The 20276-nt window shown below is 73.7% G+C and carries 20 protein-coding genes; 12 read left to right on the top strand and 8 right to left on the bottom strand.

The window, feature by feature from the left end; translation table 11 throughout:
- The first annotated feature begins 42 nt into the window (after positions 1-42).
- The 3 genes from ACQPZA_RS18705 to ACQPZA_RS18695 are packed head-to-tail and all read left to right on the top strand — an operon-like array spanning position 43 to position 3810.
- Positions 43-1515 (top strand): lipopolysaccharide biosynthesis protein, encoded by a 1473-nt coding sequence (locus ACQPZA_RS18705; protein WP_433272237.1) that lies wholly within the window; start codon positions 43-45, stop codon positions 1513-1515.
- On the top strand, positions 1512-3458 hold the full coding sequence (locus ACQPZA_RS18700; RefSeq protein WP_433272235.1) for a hypothetical protein: 1947 nt from the start codon (positions 1512-1514) through the stop codon (positions 3456-3458). The genes ACQPZA_RS18705 and ACQPZA_RS18700 overlap by 4 nt, the downstream gene beginning before the upstream one ends.
- Before the next feature lies 1 nt (position 3459).
- Complete coding sequence (locus tag ACQPZA_RS18695; protein ID WP_433272233.1) at positions 3460-3810, top strand: hypothetical protein; 351 nt, start codon at positions 3460-3462, stop codon at positions 3808-3810.
- 30 nt (positions 3811-3840) lie between these two features.
- Here ACQPZA_RS18695 and ACQPZA_RS18690 read toward each other — a convergent pair whose 3' ends face one another.
- Positions 3841-5334 carry an NAD-dependent succinate-semialdehyde dehydrogenase gene (locus tag ACQPZA_RS18690; protein ID WP_433272231.1) on the bottom strand — a complete coding sequence of 498 codons (1494 nt, stop codon included), beginning with the start codon at positions 5332-5334 and terminating at the stop codon, positions 3841-3843.
- Positions 5335-5436: 102 nt separating this feature from the next.
- Here ACQPZA_RS18690 and ACQPZA_RS18685 point away from each other — a divergent pair, with 102 nt between their 5' ends.
- The 4 genes from ACQPZA_RS18685 to ACQPZA_RS18670 are packed head-to-tail and all read left to right on the top strand — an operon-like array spanning position 5437 to position 10404.
- The gene (locus tag ACQPZA_RS18685) at positions 5437-6618 is read left to right on the top strand and encodes an acyl-CoA dehydrogenase family protein (protein WP_433272228.1); all 1182 of its coding nucleotides are present in this window, start codon (positions 5437-5439) and stop codon (positions 6616-6618) included.
- Positions 6615-7652, top strand: coding sequence for an acyl-CoA dehydrogenase family protein (locus tag ACQPZA_RS18680; protein ID WP_433272226.1), 1038 nt, complete (start codon positions 6615-6617; stop codon positions 7650-7652). Before ACQPZA_RS18685 ends, ACQPZA_RS18680 begins: the two co-directional genes overlap by 4 nt.
- A 29-nt stretch (positions 7653-7681) precedes the next feature.
- Positions 7682-9562, top strand: coding sequence for a protein kinase domain-containing protein (locus ACQPZA_RS18675; RefSeq protein ID WP_433272224.1), 1881 nt, complete (start codon positions 7682-7684; stop codon positions 9560-9562).
- Positions 9563-9609: 47 nt separating this feature from the next.
- A complete protein-coding gene (locus tag ACQPZA_RS18670; protein ID WP_433272222.1) occupies positions 9610-10404 on the top strand; it encodes an SDR family NAD(P)-dependent oxidoreductase in 795 nt (264 codons plus the stop codon).
- Here ACQPZA_RS18670 and ACQPZA_RS18665 read toward each other — a convergent pair.
- Positions 10380-10652 (bottom strand): helix-turn-helix domain-containing protein, encoded by a 273-nt coding sequence (locus ACQPZA_RS18665; protein ID WP_433272219.1) that lies wholly within the window; start codon positions 10650-10652, stop codon positions 10380-10382. The genes ACQPZA_RS18670 and ACQPZA_RS18665 overlap by 25 nt on opposite strands.
- Positions 10653-10930: 278 nt before the next feature.
- On the opposite strand from ACQPZA_RS18665, the gene ACQPZA_RS18660 reads away from it, so the two are divergent.
- Positions 10931-11311 (top strand): hypothetical protein, encoded by a 381-nt coding sequence (locus ACQPZA_RS18660; RefSeq protein ID WP_433272217.1) that lies wholly within the window; start codon positions 10931-10933, stop codon positions 11309-11311.
- 7 nt (positions 11312-11318) lie between these two features.
- Here the strand turns inward: ACQPZA_RS18660 and ACQPZA_RS18655 are convergent, their stop codons facing one another.
- Together ACQPZA_RS18655 and ACQPZA_RS18650 are read right to left on the bottom strand one after the other, a co-directional pair.
- Positions 11319-11774 carry a pyridoxamine 5'-phosphate oxidase family protein gene (locus tag ACQPZA_RS18655; protein ID WP_433272215.1) on the bottom strand — a complete coding sequence of 152 codons (456 nt, stop codon included), beginning with the start codon at positions 11772-11774 and terminating at the stop codon, positions 11319-11321.
- A gap of 72 nt (positions 11775-11846) precedes the next feature.
- Positions 11847-12452, bottom strand: coding sequence for a TetR/AcrR family transcriptional regulator (locus ACQPZA_RS18650; RefSeq protein WP_169396856.1), 606 nt, complete (start codon positions 12450-12452; stop codon positions 11847-11849).
- Positions 12453-12557: 105 nt separating this feature from the next.
- On the opposite strand from ACQPZA_RS18650, the gene ACQPZA_RS18645 reads away from it, so the two are divergent.
- Entirely contained in the window at positions 12558-13271 is a 714-nt protein-coding gene (locus ACQPZA_RS18645; RefSeq protein ID WP_433272212.1) for an SDR family NAD(P)-dependent oxidoreductase, read from the top strand.
- A gap of 37 nt (positions 13272-13308) precedes the next feature.
- Here the strand turns inward: ACQPZA_RS18645 and ACQPZA_RS18640 are convergent, their stop codons facing one another.
- The 3 genes from ACQPZA_RS18640 to ACQPZA_RS18630 all read right to left on the bottom strand — a co-directional run bounded on the left by ACQPZA_RS18640 (position 13309) and on the right by ACQPZA_RS18630 (position 16365).
- Complete coding sequence (locus ACQPZA_RS18640) at positions 13309-14442, bottom strand: aminotransferase class I/II-fold pyridoxal phosphate-dependent enzyme (protein ID WP_433272210.1); 1134 nt, start codon at positions 14440-14442, stop codon at positions 13309-13311.
- Positions 14439-15083 (bottom strand): helix-turn-helix transcriptional regulator, encoded by a 645-nt coding sequence (locus tag ACQPZA_RS18635; RefSeq protein ID WP_433272208.1) that lies wholly within the window; start codon positions 15081-15083, stop codon positions 14439-14441. The genes ACQPZA_RS18640 and ACQPZA_RS18635 overlap by 4 nt, the downstream gene beginning before the upstream one ends.
- Before the next feature lie 148 nt (positions 15084-15231).
- A complete protein-coding gene (locus ACQPZA_RS18630; protein ID WP_433272206.1) occupies positions 15232-16365 on the bottom strand; it encodes an NAD-dependent epimerase/dehydratase family protein in 1134 nt (377 codons plus the stop codon).
- Between the two features lie 51 nt (positions 16366-16416).
- Here ACQPZA_RS18630 and ACQPZA_RS18625 point away from each other — a divergent pair, with 51 nt between their 5' ends.
- Positions 16417-17577 (top strand): geranylgeranyl reductase family protein, encoded by a 1161-nt coding sequence (locus ACQPZA_RS18625; protein WP_433272204.1) that lies wholly within the window; start codon positions 16417-16419, stop codon positions 17575-17577.
- Positions 17578-17589: 12 nt separating this feature from the next.
- On the opposite strand, the gene ACQPZA_RS18620 is transcribed toward ACQPZA_RS18625, so the two are convergent.
- Positions 17590-18426: a UbiA family prenyltransferase gene (locus tag ACQPZA_RS18620; protein ID WP_433272201.1), complete on the bottom strand. Its 837-nt coding sequence runs from the start codon at positions 18424-18426 to the stop codon at positions 17590-17592.
- Between the two features lie 27 nt (positions 18427-18453).
- Between ACQPZA_RS18620 and ACQPZA_RS18615 the strand changes: the two genes are divergently transcribed.
- Both ACQPZA_RS18615 and ACQPZA_RS18610 read left to right on the top strand, forming a co-directional pair.
- A complete protein-coding gene (locus ACQPZA_RS18615) occupies positions 18454-19179 on the top strand; it encodes a methyltransferase domain-containing protein (RefSeq protein ID WP_433272199.1) in 726 nt (241 codons plus the stop codon).
- Positions 19176-20243 carry a type III polyketide synthase gene (locus tag ACQPZA_RS18610; protein ID WP_433272197.1) on the top strand — a complete coding sequence of 356 codons (1068 nt, stop codon included), beginning with the start codon at positions 19176-19178 and terminating at the stop codon, positions 20241-20243. Before ACQPZA_RS18615 ends, ACQPZA_RS18610 begins: the two co-directional genes overlap by 4 nt.
- Positions 20244-20276 lie beyond the last annotated feature (33 nt).

Here is a 20276-nt window from a genome sequence, read left to right as displayed (position 1 = left end):
TCCCGATGTTGTGATTGCCCGCGTTCCGCTGGTCCTCTCCCCGTGACGCGCCGGCAGCCGTCCACCGGTCCGCACTCCGCGACCGTTCGGCCCGACCACGACGGCCGGCCGCACCCCGATCCCCGTGCCGACCCGCCCACGCACGCGTTCGATCCCTCCGCCGCCCCGACGGTCCGGCTCCCGGCCGTGGTGGCCGACACGGTGCGGATCCCGAGCATCACCCGCGGGGTCCCTCCCGAGCAGGACAGCGGCGACGAAGGGCTGGGTGACGGGCTCGCGCTCTCGCTGAGCTCGGTGCTGGGATCGCTGGGCGGGCTGATCTTCTGGCTGATCGCGGCCCGGATCATGTCCACCGCCGAGGTGGGCGACGCTCAGCTGGTCGTCTCCGCGTTCATCCTCGTGGGCGGGGCCGCCCAGCTCAACCTCGGGGTCGGCCTGATGCGGTGGATGCCGCGCGCCGGACGCAGCACCGGCAGACTCGTCTGGAGCAGCCTGCTCCTGATCATGCCGCTGTCCGGGCTCGTCGGGCTCGTCTACGCGCTGTTCGCGCCGCGCCTGGCCACGATCTCGGCCGGCCCCGGCGGACCCTTCGCGTTCGGTCTCCTGCTCTTCGTGGTCGCCTCAGCGGGCTGGGGCGTGTTCGTCGTGCACGACTTCATCCTGGTCGCGCTCGGCAAGCCGTGGTGGGTGGTCTGGCGCAACGGGATCTTCGCCGTCGCCCGGCTCGGCCTGCTGGTTCTCCTCGGTGGCATGGCCGCGCTCGGTTCCTACGGTGCGGTGCTGCCATGGGTCAGCTCGATCGTCGTCTGGATCGCGGTCGGCTCGGCCGTCATCGCCGTCTTGACGCGCCGTGCCAGCGCACGGGCGAAGGACGGCGTGCTGCCGACCCGCAGTGTCGTGATCGCGTTCCTCGCCCCCACCGCGGTGGGGCAGATCGGCGCCGCCCTGCTCTACAACCAGGTCCCGGTCCTGGTCAACCTGCGGTTCGGTCCCGAGACCGGTGCAGTGTTCTTCATCGCGTGGCAGGCCGTCGCGGTGATCGACCTCGCCGGGATGTTCTTCATGAACTCCCTGGCCGTGACCGTGGCGCGCGAGCCGCACCGCACCCGCGAGCTGGCCGCGGCGGCACGGCGCAGGCTGTTCGTCATCTTCCTGCCGATGCTGGCGCTGGGCGCGGCGCTGGCCTACCCCCTGCTGCTGATCTTCGGTGAGGCGTACGCCGAAGGAGCCGACGTGCTGCGCCTGCTCCTGCTGGGGCTGGCGTTCCGGCTGGTCGTCGCCCACGAGCTGGGCGTGCGCCAGGCCACCGGCTCGGCCATGAGCTACGCCAGGCTGCAGCTCAGCAGCTCGATACTCGTGGTGGTCGCAGCGCTCGTCACCCCCGTCACCGGCGCCGGGGTGTCCGCGCTCGTTCCCGTGGCGATCGGCTACATCGCCGTCCAGGTCGTCTGTGCGGCGGCTGTGCTGTTCTCCCCGGCTCGTCGCCGGGCCGATGTGGAGGTTCCTTCGCCGTGACTTCGACGGACACCCGATACCCGGGTGACGAGAGACGTCCGGGGAGCAACGTCGACCAGGCCACCACGGCAATGCGTGCCGCAGACCTCGACGCCCCGACCGCCGCCCTGCCCATCCAGCGTCCGCGGGCGCGCAACGTCCCGCCGCCGCCCCCGCCCGCGCCGCCGGCCACGGGCATCTTCCGCTGGCTCTCGCCGGTGCTCGCGCTGGTTGCCGTGGCCCTGCTGCCGGTGGCGGCCGCCACCACCGATCTGTCGGCACTGGACGGCTGGGGCCTGGCCAAGGTGCTGAGCCCGGTCGGCTGGGTCGCGCTGACGTGCGCGGTCGGCGCCTGCGTCGCGGAGCTGCGCTCACCGCGTCCCCGGATCCCGATGCTGGGCACCGCCACCGCGGTGCTGATCCTCTGCTCGGTCGGGATGCCGTCGGTGGTGGAGCCGGTGGCGCGCTTCAGCACGGCGTGGCTGCTCGCCGGGTTCACCGACGCGATCGCCCACGACGGAATCGCGCCCGAGGGCATCGACGCCCGGTTCTGGTGGCCCGCCTTCTTCGCACAGTGGGCCTTCTTCCGCGACGCGGGCGGCGCGACCCAGCTCGACTCCGTGCTGCGCTGGTTCCCACCGGTGGTCGTCGGGGTGTGGACGATCGGCATCTACGCGCTGGCCCGCTCGATGCTCGGGGGCAGCCGCGCCCCGTGGGCGGCCGCGTGGCTGTTCGTCGGGCTCAACTGGGTCGAGCAGGACTACTTCTCGCCCCAGGCCACCGGCATCGTGCTGATGCTGACCGTGCTGACGTTCGCGCTCGGCCCCCTGGCCACCCGGCGCACCGACGCGGCAGGGGTGCCGGGCTGGCCGTTCCCGCACCCCGAAGCCCGCCGGCTACCGTTGCTGCGCCGCTGGCTGGTGTCGGCGATGACCCCACCGAACAGACCGAGCCTGCCACCCCGGCAGCTACTGCTGATCTACTTCTGCGCGGCGCTGTGCATTCTGGCGGTGATCCCGGAGCATCAGCTCACCCCGTTCGCGATCATCGGCCAGCTGGTCGTGCTGGCGATCGTCGGCCGGATCCGCGGCCGTGGCCTGGTGCTCGTGGCCATCGTCGGCCTGGCGGTGTTCTTCGTGATCTCCGCGCGGCTGTTCTGGATCACCCAGCTCGGCCTGCTGCTGGGCTCCGGCGGCGGTGACGCGCTCGAAACCGGGGTCGCGGACCGGTTGCTCGGTGACACCGGGCAGGTCGCGGTGAAGTACCTGCGGATCATCGTGCCCGGCCTGACCTGGGCGCTGGCGATCGGCGGAGCCTGGGTCTACTGGCGCCGCAAGCGCGACCTGGTGCCGATCGCACTGGCGGTGGTGCCGATGGCGTTCGCGCTGCAGGGCTACGGCGGTGAGGTGTTCCTGCGGATCGTGCTCTACGGCCTGCCGGTGCTCACCATCCTCGGTGCCGACGGGCTGCGCGCACTCGTGCGGCGCAACCGGTCCATGGAGATCGTGCTCGCGGTCGGCATGGTCCTTCTGTTCCCCCTGCTGGTGCTGATCCGCGGGGGCAACGACGCCTACCAGGTGGTCTACCCGCAGGAGGTGGCGCTGGCACGGCAGGTCATCCACGAGACCCCACCCGGCCAGGAGATCGTGCCGCTGTCCAACGTCGGGCCCTACGGAGTGGAGGGCATCGACACCCACAGCATGGGCTCGGTGGTCGACGGGTGCGCCGAGCTGGCCAACGACCCGGTCCGGTGCATCGAGGCCGAGGCGCCCGACGTGCTGATCTCCTTCACCTCGGTGGAGAAGCAGGGCGTCGTGCTCAACGGCAAGAAGCCCGGCTGGAGCCTCGAGGTCATCCAGCAGCTGGTGGCGTCCGGGCGCTACGTCCTGACCTACCAGGACGGCTTCGACGCGGTGCTGAAGAAGACCGTGCCGGACCCGGTCGAGCCGGCTCCGGGAGGCTGAGATGATCATCGACCAGTCGCTGGACGTCTGGGTCTGGCTGGCGTTCCTGCTGTTCCTCATCGTCATCGCGGCGCGCGCCTGGGTGGTGGAGACCGGCCGGGAACGGCTCGGCCGCACACCGGTCAAGGTCAAGGTGCTCACCGCCACCACCGTGGTCGTGCTGCTGGGGCTGACCGGACTGGTGGTGATGCAGGGCGGTTACCTGCTGATCGAGTCGATCATCACCGGAACCGACCCGTCGACCACCGTCTACGGACCCGACCCCGACGCGCCGGCCGACCCCGGTGCGCCGGCCGATCCGAACGCACCCGCTGATCCGAACGCACCGGCAGCGCCGCCGGCGGGGGGCTGAGCTCCACAGCCCCCCGCCGGCGAGGCGGTGCTAGCCGCCGAAGCCGATCGCCACGTACTTGGTCTCGAGGTACTCCTCGATTCCCACGCTGCCGCCCTCGCGGCCCAGTCCGGACTGCTTGATGCCGCCGAACGGGGCCGCGGGGTTGGAGACGAGGCCGGTGTTGAGGCCGACCATGCCGGACTCGAGCCGCTCCGACACCCGCAGGGCCCGCGTCACGTTCTCCGTGTACAGGTAGCTCACCAGGCCGAACTCGGTGTCGTTGGCAGCGGCGACGGCCTCGTCCTCGGTGTCGAACACGCTGATCGCGGCCACCGGCCCGAAGATCTCCTCCCCGGTGAGGCGCGCCTCCAGCGGGACGCCGGTGAGCACGGTCGGGCGGTAGAAGTAGCCGGGACCGTCCACCGGCTCGCCGCCGACGCGCACGGCGGCACCGCGGTCCACCGCGTCCTTCACGAGGTCGGCGACCTTGTCGCGGCCCTTCGCGTCGACCAGCGGCCCCACGTCCACGCCGTCGTCGGTGCCGCGGCCGACGCTCAGGGCGCTCATCCGCTCGGTGAGCTTGTCGGCGAACGCGTCCGCCACCGAGCGGTGCACGAGGAAGCGGTTGGCGGCCGTGCAGGCCTCGCCCATGTTGCGCATCTTGGCGAGCATCGCGCCGTCGACGGCCTTGTCGAGGTCGGCGTCGTCGAACACCAGGAACGGTGCGTTGCCGCCGAGCTCCATCGACGTCCGGAGCACCTTGTCGGCGGCCTGCTCCAGCAGTTTCCGGCCGACCGGGGTGGAGCCGGTGAAGGAGAGCTTGCGGGCGCGTCCGTCGCGGATCAGGGGCTCCATGACGCCCCCGGCGTCGGAGGTGGTGACCAGGTTCAGCACGCCGCCGGGCAGTCCCGACTCGGCGAGGATCGCGGCGAGCGCGTGCATCGACAGGGGGGTCTGCGCGGCGGGCTTCAGCACCATCGCGCATCCGGCGGCGATCGCCGGGCCGATCTTGCGGGTGCCCATCGCCATCGGGAAGTTCCACGGCGTGATGAGCAGGCAGACGCCCACGGGTTGCTTCTGCACGAGGAAGCGGCTCGTGCCGTTCGGGGCGGTGGCGTAGCCGCCGTCGATCCGGACGGCCTCCTCGGCGAACCAGCGGAAGAACTCCGCGGCGTAGGAGATCTCGCCCCGCGACTCGGCGAGCGGCTTGCCCATCTCCAGGGTCATGAGCAGTGCGAGGTCGTCGATGCGCTCCATCATCAGCTCGTAGGCCCGGCGCAGGATCTCACCGCGCTCCCGCGGCGGCATCGCCGCGAAGGACGGCTGGGCGGCCACCGCGGCGGCGAGGGCGTCCATCCCGTCCTCGGGAGCGGCGTCGGCCACCTCGCACAGCGCCTTGCCGGTGGCGGGGTCGTCGACGGTCAGGGTGGCGCCGGACGTGGCCGGTCGCCACGTCCCGCCGATGAACAGACCGGTGGGGACCGCGTCGACGACCCGCGTCTCGTCGGCACTGGAGCTGCTGGTCACCGCGGAGTTCGTCATGGTCCGATGCTGCCACCGCGGACCGGGGGACGCACCCGACGTGACGGGCGTCCTGCCGGTGTGACCCGATCACTGCTGCCGCCCCGGTGGGAATGTCGCAGGATGGAAGCCGTGACGGAGACGATGGTGCGGCTACCGGCGTTGGTGCCACCCCCGACCGACCTCCCGCCGCGCGCCGCCGCGCTGCGCGGCGAGGTGCGCGCGTTCCTCGCGCAGGAGCGGGCGGCGGGAGCCTGGGCGCCCCGCGCCGACGTGTGGCTGTCGGGCTGGGACGAGCGCTTCACCCGGGAGCTGGGCAGCCGCGGCTGGCTGGGGATGACGATCCCGGTCGAGTACGGCGGCCACGGTGCCTCCCCGCTGGATCGGTACGTCGTCACCGAGGAACTGCTCGCCGCGGGTGCGCCGGTGGCCGCGCACTGGGTGGCGGACCGCCAGATCGGCCCCACCCTGATGCGGTTCGGCACCGAGGCCCAGCGGCAGCGGTTCCTGCCCGGGATCGCGAAGGGCGAGGTGTACTTCGGCATCGGCATGAGCGAGCCCGACGCCGGATCGGACCTGGCGGCGGTACGCACCAGGGCCGTGCAGGTCAGCGGCGGCTGGGAGCTCACCGGCACGAAGGTCTGGACCTCCGGCGCCCACCACGCGCACGCCTTCTTCGCCCTCGCCCGCTCGGCGCCGCGCGACGAGCAGAACCGGCACGCGGGCCTGTCCCAGTTCATCGTCGAGCTCGACTCCCCGGGCGTGCAGATCCGCCCGATCCCGCTCCTGACGGGTGCCCACCACTTCAACGAGGTCGTGTTCGACGGCGTGTTCGTGCCCGACGACATGGTGCTGGGCGAGATCGGCGCGGGCTGGCGCCAGGTCACCAGCGAGCTGGCGTTCGAGCGGAGCGGCCCCGAGCGGTTCCTCTCGACGTTCCCGCTGCTCACCGCGCTCGTCGGGGAGCTGCTCGCCAACGGGTCCACGCCGCACAGGGAGCTCGGCGGCCTGGTGAGCCGGCTCTGGACGCTGCGCCGGATGTCCCTGGCCGTGGCGGGGTCCCTGGAGTCGGGAGAGGCACCGGAGCTGGCCGCCGCCGTCGTGAAGGACCTGGGTACGCGGTACGAGAACGAGGTGATCGACGTGGCCCGGCTGCTCGTCGCGACCCCGCCGGACCCCGGCGCCGAGGGCGGCTACGCCCGGCTCCTGGCCGACGCGGTGTTGCACGCCCCCGGCTTCACCCTGCGCGGAGGTACCAACGAGGTGCTGCGCGGGATCGTCGCGCGCGGGCTGGGGTTGCGGTGAACGACCCGGTGAACGACTCGGTGAACGCAGAGCTGCAGGAGCTGGCGGAGTCGGTCTTCGCGGACGCACGGGGCGCGGGCACGAATTTCGACGCCGAGCTCTGGAAGACCCTCGACGACACCGGGCTCGCCCGGCTGACGCTGCCCGGCGACGCGGGCGGCAGCGAGGGCACGTTCTCCGACGCAGCTGTCGTCCTGGCGGCAGCGGGGGCGCACGCGGCCCGGGTGCCGCTGGTGGAGACCGACCTGCTCGCGGGATGGCTGCTGCACTCCGCGGGCATCGCTGTGCCTGCCGGGCCGCTGACGGCCGTGGCGGGGGAGCTGGAGGTGGCCGGCACGGGCGTCCGCGGCGAGCTGCGGCGGGTGCCGTGGGCCCGGGCGGCGGCCGGGGTCGTCGTGCTCACCGCGGGACACGTCGTCCTGCTCGGGCCGGAGCGGCTCACCGTCACCGACGGCGCCAACCTCGCGGAGGAGCCCCGCGACACCGCGGTCGTCCAGGGCGAGGTGGCGCCCACCGCCGTCGCGGCCCTGCCCGGGGGCGCGGCCGAGGAGTTCCGGCTGCGGGCCGCGTTCGGCCGGGCCCAGCTGCTCGCCGGGGCGGCGCGCGGTGCGCTGGCCGCGTCGGTGCGCTACGCGGGCGAGCGGGTGCAGTTCGGCCGCCCGATCGGCCGGTTCCAGGCGGTGCAGCAGCAGCTCGCCCTGGCCGCCGCGGAGGTGGCGGCGGCGTCGGCGGCGGCGTCGGCCGCAGCGGCGGCGGTCACCGCGGGCGGGTTCACGGCCCCGGCCTCGCGGTTCGCGGTCGCCGCGGCCAAGGCGCGCACCGGGGAGGCCGCCGGTGCCGTCGCCCGGATCGCCCATCAGGTGCACGGCGCCATCGGCTTCACCCGCGAGCACGACCTCCGGCTGACCACCACGCGCCTCTGGGCGTGGCGCAACGAGGACGGCTCCGACGCCGAGTGGAACGCCGAGATCGGCGCCGCGGCACTGGCCGCGGGACCGGACGGGCTGTGGCCCATGGTGACCGGAAGTCCTTGATCAACAGCGCCCGGTAGCGTCCCCCCGCGATGGAGGAGATCGCAGCGGACGACCCCCGCACCCTGGGTCGCTACCGAGTGGTGTCCCGGCTCGGGAACGGCGGGCTGGGACGTGTCCTGCTCGGCGTCGACGATGCCGGCAGACGCGTCGCTCTGAAGGTGGTGCATCCCCAGCTCGCGGCCCTTCCGGGGTTCCGCGAGCGGTTCCGCCGGGAGGTGCAGCTGGCGGCGACGGCGCCCCCGTGGTTCACCGCGGCGCTGCTGGACGCCGACCCCGACGGCGACCCGCCGTGGGTCGCCACCGCCTACGTCGAGGCGCCCTCGTTGCAGGCCTACGTCAGCGCGAACGGCCCACTGGGCCGCGCGGGCACGCTGGCGCTGGCCGTCCGGATGACCGACGGCCTGGTCGCCCTGCACGGCGCGGGACTCGTGCATCGTGATCTCAAGCCGTCGAACGTCCTGCTGGCCGAGGACGGCCCGTGCCTGATCGACGGCGGGTTCTCCCGGACGGTCGATCCCATGCTGGCGGCGCAGGCGGGCCACGTGGTCGCCACCCCGGAGTACATGACGCCGGAAGAGATCGCGGGGCTCGACGTCGGGCCGGCCGGTGACGTGTTCTGCCTGGGATCCCTGATCGGCTACGCCGCCACGGGCCGGTCGCCGTTCGCCGCCGACTCCGTGCCCGGCGTGCTCCACCGGGTCGCCCAGGCCGAACCGGACCTCGGTCCGCTCGACGGGCCGCTGCGCGACGCCGTGGTGGCGTGCCTCGCGAAGGACCCCGCGGCGCGCCCGACCGCCGCGCGACTGCGTGACCTGCTGCGGCCCCTGGAGAACCCGGACGCCGCGGTGCCCGCGCCCGCCCCCACGGCGGCCACCGCGGCGATGGCCGCCCCGGGCAGGCCGGCACCCGCCCCGGCACCTGTCTCGGCACCTGCCCCTGCCCCGCCGGTGCCTGCCCAGGCGATGCCCGCCCCGCCGGTGCCCACCCAGGCGGGGCCTCCGCAGCCGGTGCCTGCCCAGGGACTGCCCGCCCCGGCCGTTCCCGCCGCCGCCATGACGGCCCCCGGCATGGCGCCGCCAGCCCCGCCGCCTCCGGCCGCCGCCTGGGCCGGCGCTCCCGGCGCGGCCGGCCCGGTGGCTGATCCGTCCGTCGCCTCCCCGACCGTGCCCTCCCCGCGCGTCGGCGGCCCGACCGGCGCGGGTCGCCGAGGCGTCGGGTCCACCGTCCCCGGCCTGCCCGCCGTCGTCCCCGTGGGTCCGCCCCGGCCTGCCACCGCTGCGGGCCCCCACCGCCCCCCGGTGCGCCCGCCGGTCGGCGCACCCGACTCGCCGCCCCGCCGCAACTGGAAGGTGATCGCGGCGATCGTGGTCGCGGCCGTGGCGGGGGCGGGCATCGCGCTGACGGCGGTGCTGCTGCTCACCGGGCCCGGCTCCGCGCCGGATCCGGCCGCGGCGGGTCCGGCCACCACCGCTCCGGCCCCGGCCGACGCGGCCGGTTCCCCCGCGTCGACGGCCCCCGGCGCGGAAGCACCGGTGATCGACGCCGAGAAGGACCACCGGTTCGGCACCGGCTCCGCGCAGTTCGCCACGCCGAGCGGCAACATCGCGTGCCGCATGTCCAGCGGCGAGGTGCGGTGCGACGTCCTCCAACGCACCTGGCAGCTGCCACCCACCCCGGCGTCCTGCACCCAGACCTTCGGAACGGGCGCGGTCCTCACCGGCACGGGTCCCGGGGAGCTGTCGTGCGTCGGGGACACGGTGGCCGACCCCTCACTCGCGAAGCTCGCCTACGGGGAGTCCGTCCGGTTCGGTGACGTCGTCTGCGCGAGCAAGGAGAGCGGGATGCGCTGCGAGAACCCGCAGACCGGCCACGGCTTCGCTGTCGCGAGAGCGTCCTACAACCTGTTCTGACCGGTCGGCGGGGGAAGGGATGGGCGCCCGGGCGCCTTGCATCTGTCATGGACATTGATCTGAAGGGCCGCACGGCGCTCGTCACCGGTTCGACCCAGGGGATCGGTCACGCCATCGCCACGGGGCTCGCTGCGGCGGGCGCCCGGGCCGTGATCAACGGGCGCGGCGAGGAGCGCGTGAAGGACGCGGTGGAGCGTCTCCTGGCCGACGTGCCCGGCGCCGACGTGCTCGGTGTCGCGGCGGACGTGACGTCCGAGGAGGGCACCGCGGCGCTGGTGGCGAAGCTGCCGCAGGTCGACGTGCTGGTGAACAACCTGGGCATCTTCGAGGCCCGGCCGGTCCTGGAGATCGGCGACGAGGAGTGGCGGCGCTACTTCGAGGTGAACGTGCTGTCGGGCGTCCGCCTGACCCGCACCTACCTGCCCGGCATGACCGAACGCGGCTGGGGCCGGGTGCTGTTCGTCAGTAGCGACTCCTCGGTGGTGATCCCGGAGGAGATGGTGCACTACGGGGTGACGAAGACGGCGCAGCTGGCCGTGTCGCGCGGCTTCGCCAAGGCCGCCGCCGGCACCGGGGTCACGGTCAACTCCGTGATCGCCGGGCCCACCCACACGGGAGGCGTCGAGGACCTCGTGACGAGCGTGGTCGGCGGCGACGTGCCCTGGGACGAGGCGCAGGCTCGCTTCATGCGGGAGTACCGCCCGCAGTCGCTGCTGCAGCGGCTGATCGAACCGGCCGAGATCGCCAACATGGTGACCTACCTGAGCTCCGAGCTCGCCTCGGCCACCACCGGTGGCGCGTTGCGGGTGGACGGCGGCTACGTGGACTCGATCCTGCCGTAGGAGCCGCGCGCACGTCCCGGTTCCGGCACGGTCGGATGCGACGGGGCGCGCAGACGCTGATCCGCTCCACGAACACGACGTCCAGGTGGTCGCGCACAGCGCTCCAGCGCGCCCCACTCGACCAGCTCCGCCGCCCGGCGGTGAGCGGTGGACAGCGACACCCCCGCGCGGCGGGCGAGATCGCTGAGCGTCAGCTCGCCGCCGCTGGGCGAGAACGCCTCGAGCAGGGCGAGGACCTTGCTGGTCACCGATCTTCCGCGCTGGTCGGCCATGGCGCCCTTCCGCTTCGTCCAACAAGTCTTGCATTGGGTGAAATCGGGGATCGTCCGCCGAATCCTGCGCCTGCACAGTTGTCGGGCACTACCCGCCCAACCTGTCGCGGGCTGCCCGGATCGCGTCGTTCCTGTGCGCGGTGCCGGCCCGTGGCAGTGGCGTGACCGGTCGGCGCCCGCATGAGGGGTCGGGCGCCGGCCGCGGTCGGGCCGGCCACTGGGCAGCCGGCGTGATCGGCGGCATTGTGGGCGGTATGACCACTTCGACGCCCGGCCGGCGTTCCACCACCCACCCGCCTGCCGTTCCGCCGGCACCGGCGGACGTGGTGGCCGCCGTTGCCGACCGGCTCGGACGCGACCAGGTGTTCGGGCCGGCCGTCCAGAACGGGGACACCACGCTCCTGCCGGTCGCGCGGGTACGGGCGGGCGGCGGGGTGGGCGCCGTCCGGCCAGGGGCATCGAGCACCGGGGCTGGTGCCGTGGCGCGCCCGCTGGGTGCCTTCTCCATCGGCCCGAGCGGGAAGGTGGCCTGGCACCCGGCAGTCGACGTCAACCGGATCGTCCTCGGTGGTCAGCTGGCGTTCGCCGCCGTGCTCGTGGTGGCGCTGCGCCGGCTCCGCGGCCGCCGCCGGTAGCCCCCGGTCAGTTGCCGATCTTGCGGAAGTCCCAGCTGGTGATCTTCTCGGGGACCACGCGCAACCACGCGTGGCGGCCGTCGCGGGCGATGGTGCCGCCGGTGTACCGGTCGGCGAAGGCCTGCTCCGGGCCGTCCAGCTCGGGCACCGGCTCGCCGGTGCGGGGCACCTCCCCGACGACCTCGGCTCGACCGCGCAGCTCCACCCCCCGCAGCTCGTCGTAGTCCTCACCGGCGTCGACGACGATCGCGATCCGAGGGTCGTTCTGCAGGTCGGTGAAGCGCTGGCTGCGCGACAGCGAGGTCAGCCAGAGCGCCCCGTCGTGCCAGACGAACCACAGCGGGGTGGCGTGCGGGCCGCCCCGGCCCACCGTGGCGACCCGGCAGGTGCGCTCCTCCGCGAGGAAGGCGTCGACCTCCGCTGGCGTCATCGCTATCGCGCGGGCGCGACGTTGCTCCTTCATGGGGCGGACGCTAGCGCCCACCCCGGGCGCGCGGCGGGGGAGGCCGTGCCCGGCGAGCGTCGAGGGCGAGCGCTAGCTGCGTACTGCAGCCAGGCCCTGGTCGTACAGGGCAAGAATGTCGCCCTGCCCGTCGGCCTCGAGCCACGTCACGGTGGCGGCGTCGAAGCACGCGAACGCTGTCGCAACGATGGCGCGGGCTTGCCCTCTGCCCGTGCCCGAGGGTGCCGGCCTGGCTTCGAGCAGTGGCAGTAGCTCCTCCTGGCAGCGCACGCGCTTCCCCAGATAGGCGGCGCGCAGCGAGTCGGTGTGGTGCACCAGGCGGAAGCGCTCCAGCGCCTGCTCGGGACTTGTGTGGAGGGAGAGTGCGGTCGTGAACGCGGCACGCAACGCCTCCCAGGCGCCGACATCGGCGGGCTGCTCGCGGACGGTGTCCGTCATGAGGGTGACGAACCGCTCCTGGCTGCCGCCGATGAGGTCCTCCTTGGTGCCGAAGTAACGGAAGAGGGTGCGCTGGGAGACCCCGGCCTCGCGGGCGATCTGCGCGATGGTCGTCTCGTCGTACCCCTGCTGCGTGAACAGGCGCAGCGCGGTTTCGAGGATCTCGTGGGCGGCCAGTTGCCGCGTCCGATCCCACAGCGTGGGCGTACTCGCCCCCTTGCCCTGTTCTCCCTGCGCCATGACCTCAGCTTAGTCGGCCTGCCAGCCTGGCACCCACCAGGACTTTGGCAGTCACTGCCAGGTTGTCGTACGCTGTCGCAACAGCGATCAGCAAGGAGAACGGCCGTGGCAGCGAAGACAGCACTCATCACCGGCGGAACCAGCGGGATCGGCAAGGCCACCGCAGAACTGCTCCATTCGCGCGGCTATCGCGTCATGGTCACCGGCCTCGGCGGCATCGGTGACGCCGGCCTGCCTGACGACGTCATCGCCGTCCAGGCCGACGCAGGCTCCCTGACCGACATCGACCAGGCCGTGATGCAGGCGCGGGAGCACCTCGGCTCCCTCGGCCTGCTCTACCTCAACGCGGGCATCTCTCGTCCCGGCCCGATCGAGTCCACCGACGAGGCCGCCTTCGACGCCCTGTTCAGGATCAACGTCAAAGGCAGCTTCTTCACACTTCAGAAGGCGCTCCCGCTGCTGGACGAAGGCTCATCCGTGGTGTTCACCGTCGGCGCCGGTGAGGGGCTCGGCGCCGCCATGACCGCTGCGAAGGGTGCTCTGCTGCCTCTCGTGCGCTCCTTGGCCCTCGAACTCGCCCCACGCCGCATCCGCGTCAACGCGGTGAGCCCCGGCCTGGTCAACACCCCTGCGTACGGCAAGATGGGAATCTCCCCGGACACGATCGCCTCCTGGGGTGACGGGGTTCCCCTCGGTCGCGTCGGAGCCCCTGCCGACATTGCCGAAGCTGTCGCGCTCGCATCCGACGGCGCCGGCTACGTCACGGGCGACAATCTGATCGTCTCGGGCGGCCTCGGCGTCCATACCCGCCCCGTGTAGGCGATGGCGGCGGCCGCACAGCGTCAGACGTCGGCCATCACCGGCGCGCTCGCAACCACGTGGCGAACGCGTCCAGTGCCGGTTCGGGGTCCCTGCGCCCGATGCCGATCCGGAAGCGGTCGGCGGGGGAGTCCGTGAGCCCGGAGCGGTAGATGCCGGCCGGCAGCAGGAGCACCCCGGTCTCCTCGACGAGCTCGGTGCAGAACCGCTCGACCCCGTCGCGGCCCCGGTAGCGGGGATAGGCCACGCAGCCACCGTCGGGGGCCTGCCAGTCGAACAGGTCGTCGAACTCGGCGAAGAACGACTCGAACGCCGGCAGGTTCCCGGCGATGATCGCGCGGTTGCGGTCGAGGATCCGGTCGCGCGCCTTGAGTGCGATGCGGGCGAGGATCTCGCTCGGGGCCGAGTTGCAGATCGTGGTGTAGTGCTTGGCCCGTTCCAGCCGCGAGCGCAGCTCCCGGTCCCGGCAGGTGATCCAGCCGATCCGCAGCCCGGGCAGCCCGAGTGCCTTGGACGTGACGTTCAGCGAGAGGGCCCGCTCCGACAGGTCCGCCGCCTGCGGGAGGCGACGGGACGGGTCGAGCTCCAGGCCGCGGTAGACCTCGTCGCTGAACAGGTGGATCCCGCGGTCGTCGCACATCCGGGCGAGGCGGGCGAAGTCGGCCGCGTCGACGACCTTCCCCGTGGGGTTGTTGGGGAAGTTGACGGAGACCACCCGGGTGGTGGGGCGGATCGCCGCGGCCACCGCGTCCAGGTCGAGGGCCCAATCCCGCTCGGGATCCAGCGCGACCCCGGTGACCGGGCACAGCGCCAGCGGGACGGTCTCGGCGGCCTGGTAGTTGGGGGTGATCACCACCGCGTGGTCGTCGGGACCCAGCAGGGCGTGCATGGCCAGGTAGAGGCCTTCCTCCGCGCCCGCGAAGCAGATCACGTCGTCGGCCTCGGCGTGGGTGTACATCCCGGCGATCGCCTGCCGCAGGGCCGGGTCGCCGAACGTCTCGGTGTAGCCGAGGGACAGCGTGTCCCAGGCGGCGCGGTCTGCGTCGTCGGCCATGGCGAGCAGTTCGGCCATCGTCATGGTCTGCGCGTCGGAGGCCGTCAGGTGGTGGCGGGCGGTGAACTCCCAGCGGGAGAAGTAGGTCTCCAGCCGGAAGTCGGGCAGCAGGGTCACGAGTGGGTCCTTCGGGCTCTGAGCTCGGCGAGCAGGGAGTAGACGGTGGAGCGCGAGGTCCGCAGGGCGCTCGCGACCACGGGGACCGCACGGCGGACCGCGAACACCCCGGCCTGGTCGAGCTCTGCGAGGACGGCGAGCCGGTCCTCGCGCCCCAGGCGTTCGACGGGCCGCCCGCGGCTGCGGACGAACGATCCGATGATCTGGTGCACCCGGTCGGGCCAGTCCTGGTCGAACAGGGCCTGCGGTCGCGGGGCGGTGGGGGCGGCGAAGCCGGCCAGCACGGCGGCGGCCTGCTCCAGCGGCGTCCGGTCGAGGTTGACGCAGAGCACGGCGGACGGCCGGCCGTCCGGGTCGCGCAGTACCGCGCTGACCGAGGACAGGCGCCGTCCGTCGGCCAGCAGCTTCTCGTAGGGCCCGTAGACGTCGTCGGCCGATCGTTCGAGCTGGTCCAGCTCACCCAGCAGCGAGGGGTCGCCCGCCCGGCGGGTGGTCATCGGGTTCCAGATGGCCAGCACACGATCCTGCTCCGCGTCGTGCAGGACCACCTCGGCGTAGGGCCCCAGCAGCAGAGCCACGGCGCGGCAGACCGCGGACCACATGTCCACGCGCGGGTCGGCGGCCTCCTGCACGGTCTCCATGTCTGGACAGTACGTCCAGACTGGAGACTTCGTCCACGCCGTGTGGTGAGCCGGACAGAGTGAGGAGCACATCGCCGGAGGCGGGAAACGGGCGACTCGCGGACACAGAACGGGCGACTCGCGGGCGGGGAACGGGCGACTCGCGGGGTCAGGGGAGGCGGCGGCTCGTGATCGGCTCGCCACGGGCGATGGCGGCCAGCTCGGCCGGCACCGACCGGGGACGCAGCGCCGGGCTCGTGGTGGCGGCCGAGTCGGCCATGCCGCCGACCACCTGGGCCAGGGCGGCGTCGGCGGTGACCGCAGGCGTCCAGCCGAGCTCCCGGCGGGCCCGGCCGCAGTCGAGCAGGGGGACGGCGAAGGCGAGGTCGATCCAGCCCGGGTCCAGCGGTTGCAGCCGCAGCCGCCACGCCACGTCGGCCACCGAGTGCAGGACGGTGCGCGGCAGGTGGACGGGCCAGGCGTGCAGGACGGCGGCGATCAGGTCCCGGGTGACCGGTGGCTCGGCGGCGAGGTTGAACGGTCCGGTCGCCCGTTGCTCGAGGACACGGACGATGGCGTCGGCGACGTCGGACGTGTGCACGAGCGGCACCACCAGCTCGCGGTCGACCGGGAGCAGCGGCAGGTGCCGCAGGAGCGCCGCCGGGACGTACGGCGGGACGCCGTAACGGAGCAGGGCGCTGCCGCTGTCGCGCTGGACGATCAGTGCGGGCCGCAGCCGGGCGACCGCGGTGCCGTCGGGATGCGCGCGCTCGTGCTCGTCGAGCACCCGCTCGGCCGCCACCTTCTGCCGGCTGTAGGCCAGGGAGTCGATGCCCCCGGTCGGCCACGACTCGTCCACGCGCCTGCCGTCGTCCGGGCCGGGGGAGTAGGCACCCACCGACGACATGTGCACCAGATGCGGCACCCCGGCCGCCTGCGCGGCGTTCACCACCGCACGTGTGCCGTCGACGCCCAGCCGGGCCAGGTAGGAGATGTCGTGCGCGGGCTGGAAACCCCAGGCGAGGTGCACCACGGCGTCGGCACCGTCGAGCACGGGTGTCAACGCCGCCTCGACCGCCGGGCCGGCGAGGTCGAGAGCCACCCAGCGGGCGTCCGCGTACGGAGCGCCACCGGACGGTGGACGCCGGCAGATCCCGACGATCTCGTGCCGCCCGGAGGATCCGTCGCCGTTTCCGGCAGCGCTGCCGTTCTCCTTCCCACCAGGCGTGTCGCCGCGGCGGGCGAGCCGACGCAGCAGGGCGGTGCCGACGTTCCCGCTCGCTCCGGTGATGACGATGCGCACACCCGGCAGGTGCCCGCGGTGAGCCCCGGCAAACTCGGGTAGAACCGCAGAGTGAATGAGAAGTACGACGTCGCCGTCGTCGGCGCGGGTCCCGCCGGATCGGCGAGCGCGTTACGGGTGCTGCAGCTCCGTCCGGACGCGCGTGTCCTGCTGCTGGACGCGGCGGAGTTCCCGCGCGACAAGACCTGCGGGGACGGCATCGCCGCGCACGTGCTCGAGCTGCTCCAGGCCTTGGGTGTGCCGGATCTGACCGATCTGGGCCCTGCCGTGCCGCGGCTGCAGCTGCGCAGCCCTGGCGGCCGGGTGGTCTCGCGGCCCTGCGCGCGCCCCAACCGGGTGATTCCGCGGGCGGTGTTCGACGCGCAGCTGGTCTCAGCGGCCGTCGCGCGCGGCGCCGAGCTGCGCCGCCACCGGGTGCGCCGCATCGACGTCCACGCCGGCGGTGTCGTACTCGACGAGAGCATCGAGGCCGCGGTCGTGATCGGCGCCGACGGCGCGAACTCGACGGTCCGCCGCCTGCTGGGCGCGCCGGACACGGCGCCGAAGCACACGGCGGTCGCGATCCGCGGCTACGCGCCGACAACGGTGGAGCCCGACGCGCTGGTCATCGAGTTCGCCCGCACCCGCTATCCGGCGTACGCCTGGTCGTTCCCCCTGCCCGGGGGCGGTTCCAACGTCGGCTACGGCGTGTTCGACCGGCGCGGCGCCGGGTCGCGGCAGGAGCTTCTCGACGCGCTGCGCAGGCTGCTGCCCGGCCACGAGCCCGCTCCGGACACGGTGCGCGGGCACCATCTGCCGCTGTCCACGGGCCCGCGCCACCATCCCGACGGCCGGGTCCTGCTGGCGGGCGACGCCGCGGCGATGATCAACCCGCTCACCGGCGAGGGGATCTTCGACGCCGTGGCCTCCGGGGTTCTCGCCGGCCGGGCCGCTCTGCTGGGGGCGGATGCGGGTGCGGCGCACCGCCGGGCCATGGAGCACTCCTTCTCGCTGCACCACCGGCACGGCGCCCTGCTGGCCGGTCTCGTGGCCTACCCGCGTTTCCTCGATGCGGCGGTCACCGCCGCGGCCCGCCACAAGTCCGTGTTCGACGCGGCGGTGGACCTCGGTCTGGGCCGCGGCACGGCGCCGGTGGGCGCTCTGGCGCGGGTGGCCGCCGCGTACGTGACCCTCGGGCTCCCAGGGAGGGCAGGGCGCCCCCAGCCGGTCTGACGGCCCGCACGGCTACCGGAGCAGCGCAGGTCCCGACGCCACCAGGAGCACCACGGCCACGGCGGCCACCACCAGCACGGCCCGGAACGGTGCCCGTGAACCCGGGCTGCGGCCGGCCCGGAACCCCGCCGCGAGGATCACCACGGCGAGCACGGGCACGCCCCAGGTGACCACGGCAGGCAGCGGGGCGTTGAGAGCCAGCACCACCGTGGCGGCGAGCAGCAGCACCGCCGCCGCGGCCCGGCTGCCGGCCGCGCCGAGCCGGTGCGGCAGCCCGCGCACGCCGGTGGCCGCGTCGTCGTCGAGGTCGGGCAGGACGTTCGCGAAGTGCGCCCCGGCGCCCAGCAGGGCGCCCGCCACCGGGAGCCACCAGGGTGGTGCCGGCGCTCCGGGGAGCCCGAGCACGACGAACACCGGCAACAGCCCGAAGCAGACCACATACGGCAGCACCGACAGCACCGTCGACTTCATGCCCAGGTCATAGGCCCACCCCGCGGCGACGGCGACGAGATGCACCACCCCCGCGAGGAGGCCCGACGCGAGCGACAGGGGCACGCAGGCCACCGCGGCCAGCACCGTCGCCACCCCCACGGTGCGCGCCGAGATCGCGCCCGCGGCCACGGGCTTGTCCGTGCGGGCGACGGCCACGTCCCGCTCGGCGTCGAGCACGTCGTTGAGCCACCCGATCGAGAGCTGCCCGGTGAGCACCGCGGCGGCCACGAGCAGCACGCCGGGCAGGTCGCGCCCGGTGGTCACGGCCAGGGCCGTGACCATCACGGTGACCGCGACGGTGGGCTCGGGATGGGAGGACCGCAGCAACGCGACCGCTCGATCGGCGACAGGCCGCATGCGCCCCAGTCTGGCAGCCTGGAACGCGTGCCCGACGTCCGGAACCATCGAGCCGGCGGGCTGGCGCGCAACGATCCGGCCCAGTACGACGTCCTCGCGCAGCACTGGTGGCGTCCCCGCGGACCGTTCGCGATGCTCCACTGGCTCGCGGCGGCACGGGGCGCGCTCATTCCCCCCGCCACCCGGGACGGCGCCGTGCTGGTCGACCTCGGGTGTGGAGCGGGCCTGCTCGCCCCGCACGTCGCCGGGGCGGGTTACCGGCACATCGGCGTGGACGTCGGTGCGTCCGCGCTGGCCCAGGCGGCGTCCCACGGCGTCACGGCCGTGCGCGGGGACGTCATGGCCGTGCCACTGGCCGACGGGTGCGCCGACGTCGTCGCAGCCGGGGAGATCCTCGAGCACGTCACCGACCTCGCGGCCGCGGTCGGTGAGGCGTGCCGGCTGCTGCGGCCCGGCGGCCTGCTCGTGATCGACACGCTCGCCGCCACCGCTCTCGGCCGGTTCGTCGCCGTCACCGTGGCCGAACGCATACCCGGTGCGGCGCCACCCGGGATCCACGATCCGGCGCTGTTCGTGGACCGCGCCGCTCTCGTGCGGGAGTGCGCCCGCCACGGCGTGACACTGCGGATGCGAGGCATCCGCCCGTCCCTGCCGGGCCTCGTCCGGTGGGCCGCCGGCCGGGCCGACACGGTGGCGATGGTGCCGGTACCGACCACCGCGGTCCTGTTCCAGGCCGTCGGGAGGCGAGGATGACGGCCTACGTCGCCGGCTTCGGCATGGCGTTCCCCGGTGGCCGGGTGAGCCAGGCCGACATGTGGGACGGGTTCTTCTCGCAGCACTTCGCGGGCGACCGGATGGCCGAGCGGATCTTCCGCGGCGCCGGGGTGGTGCACCGGCACGCGGCGGTGAACCCGGTGGAGGAGGACGTCTCCCGCTGGTCCACCGGCGAGCGGATGCGCCGCTACGTCGCCGAGGCGCTCCCGCTGGGCAAGGAGGCGGTGGCCGCGGCACTCACCGACGCGGGCCTCGCACCCGACGAGGTCGGCCTGCTCGCGGTCGTCTCGTGCACGGGGTACGTCACGCCCGGTCTCGACATCCGGGTGGCGGCCGATCTCGGGATGGCACCGGACGTGCAGCGGCTGTTCGTCGGGCACATGGGCTGCTACGCGGCCATCCCCGGGCTCGGCGCCGCCGCCGACTACGTGGTGGCCCGCGGCCGGCCCGCCGTCGTGCTGTGCCTCGAACTGACCTCCCTGCACGTGCAGCCCGCGGCCGACGACGACGGTCACGTCGACCGCGGGCAGGTCGTCTCCCACGCCCTGTTCGGTGACGCCGCCGTGGCCGTCGTCGTCCTGCCGGACGCGCCGCAGCGGCACGGGGGACTCGAGGTCGTGGAGATCGCGGCTCTGACCGACGCGGCCACCGCCGACCACATGACCTGGGACGTCACCGACCTCGGTTTCCGCATGGGACTCTCGCCCGAGGTGCCGCGGGTGCTGGCCCGCCACGTCCGCCCCATGATCACCGACCTGCTCGCCCGCCACGGGATGACCATCGCCGACGTGGACGCGTGGGCCGTGCACCCCGGGGGTCCCCGCATCCTCAGCACCGTCGCGGAGCGGCTCGCGCTGCCCGACGACGCACTGGACGCCTCGCTGGGGGTGCTCGCCGAACGTGGCAACTGCTCGTCGGCCACGGTGCTGCTCGTGCTCGACGCCCTGCGCGCCACCGGCCGTCCGCGGACGGGACGCGCGGCCGTCGCGATGGCCTTCGGCCCCGGCTTGACCCTGTACGTGGCCCTCCTCCGGGAGGCGTGAGACCCACCCCCCGCGAGTCGCCCGTTTCCCGCG

The sequence above is a fragment of the Pseudonocardia xinjiangensis genome (genome assembly GCF_050948425.1).
GTDB lineage: Bacteria > Actinomycetota > Actinomycetes > Mycobacteriales > Pseudonocardiaceae > Pseudonocardia > Pseudonocardia xinjiangensis.
The sequence above is the reverse complement of the archived record's forward strand: the minus strand, read 5'-3'. Positions and strand labels throughout refer to the sequence as shown.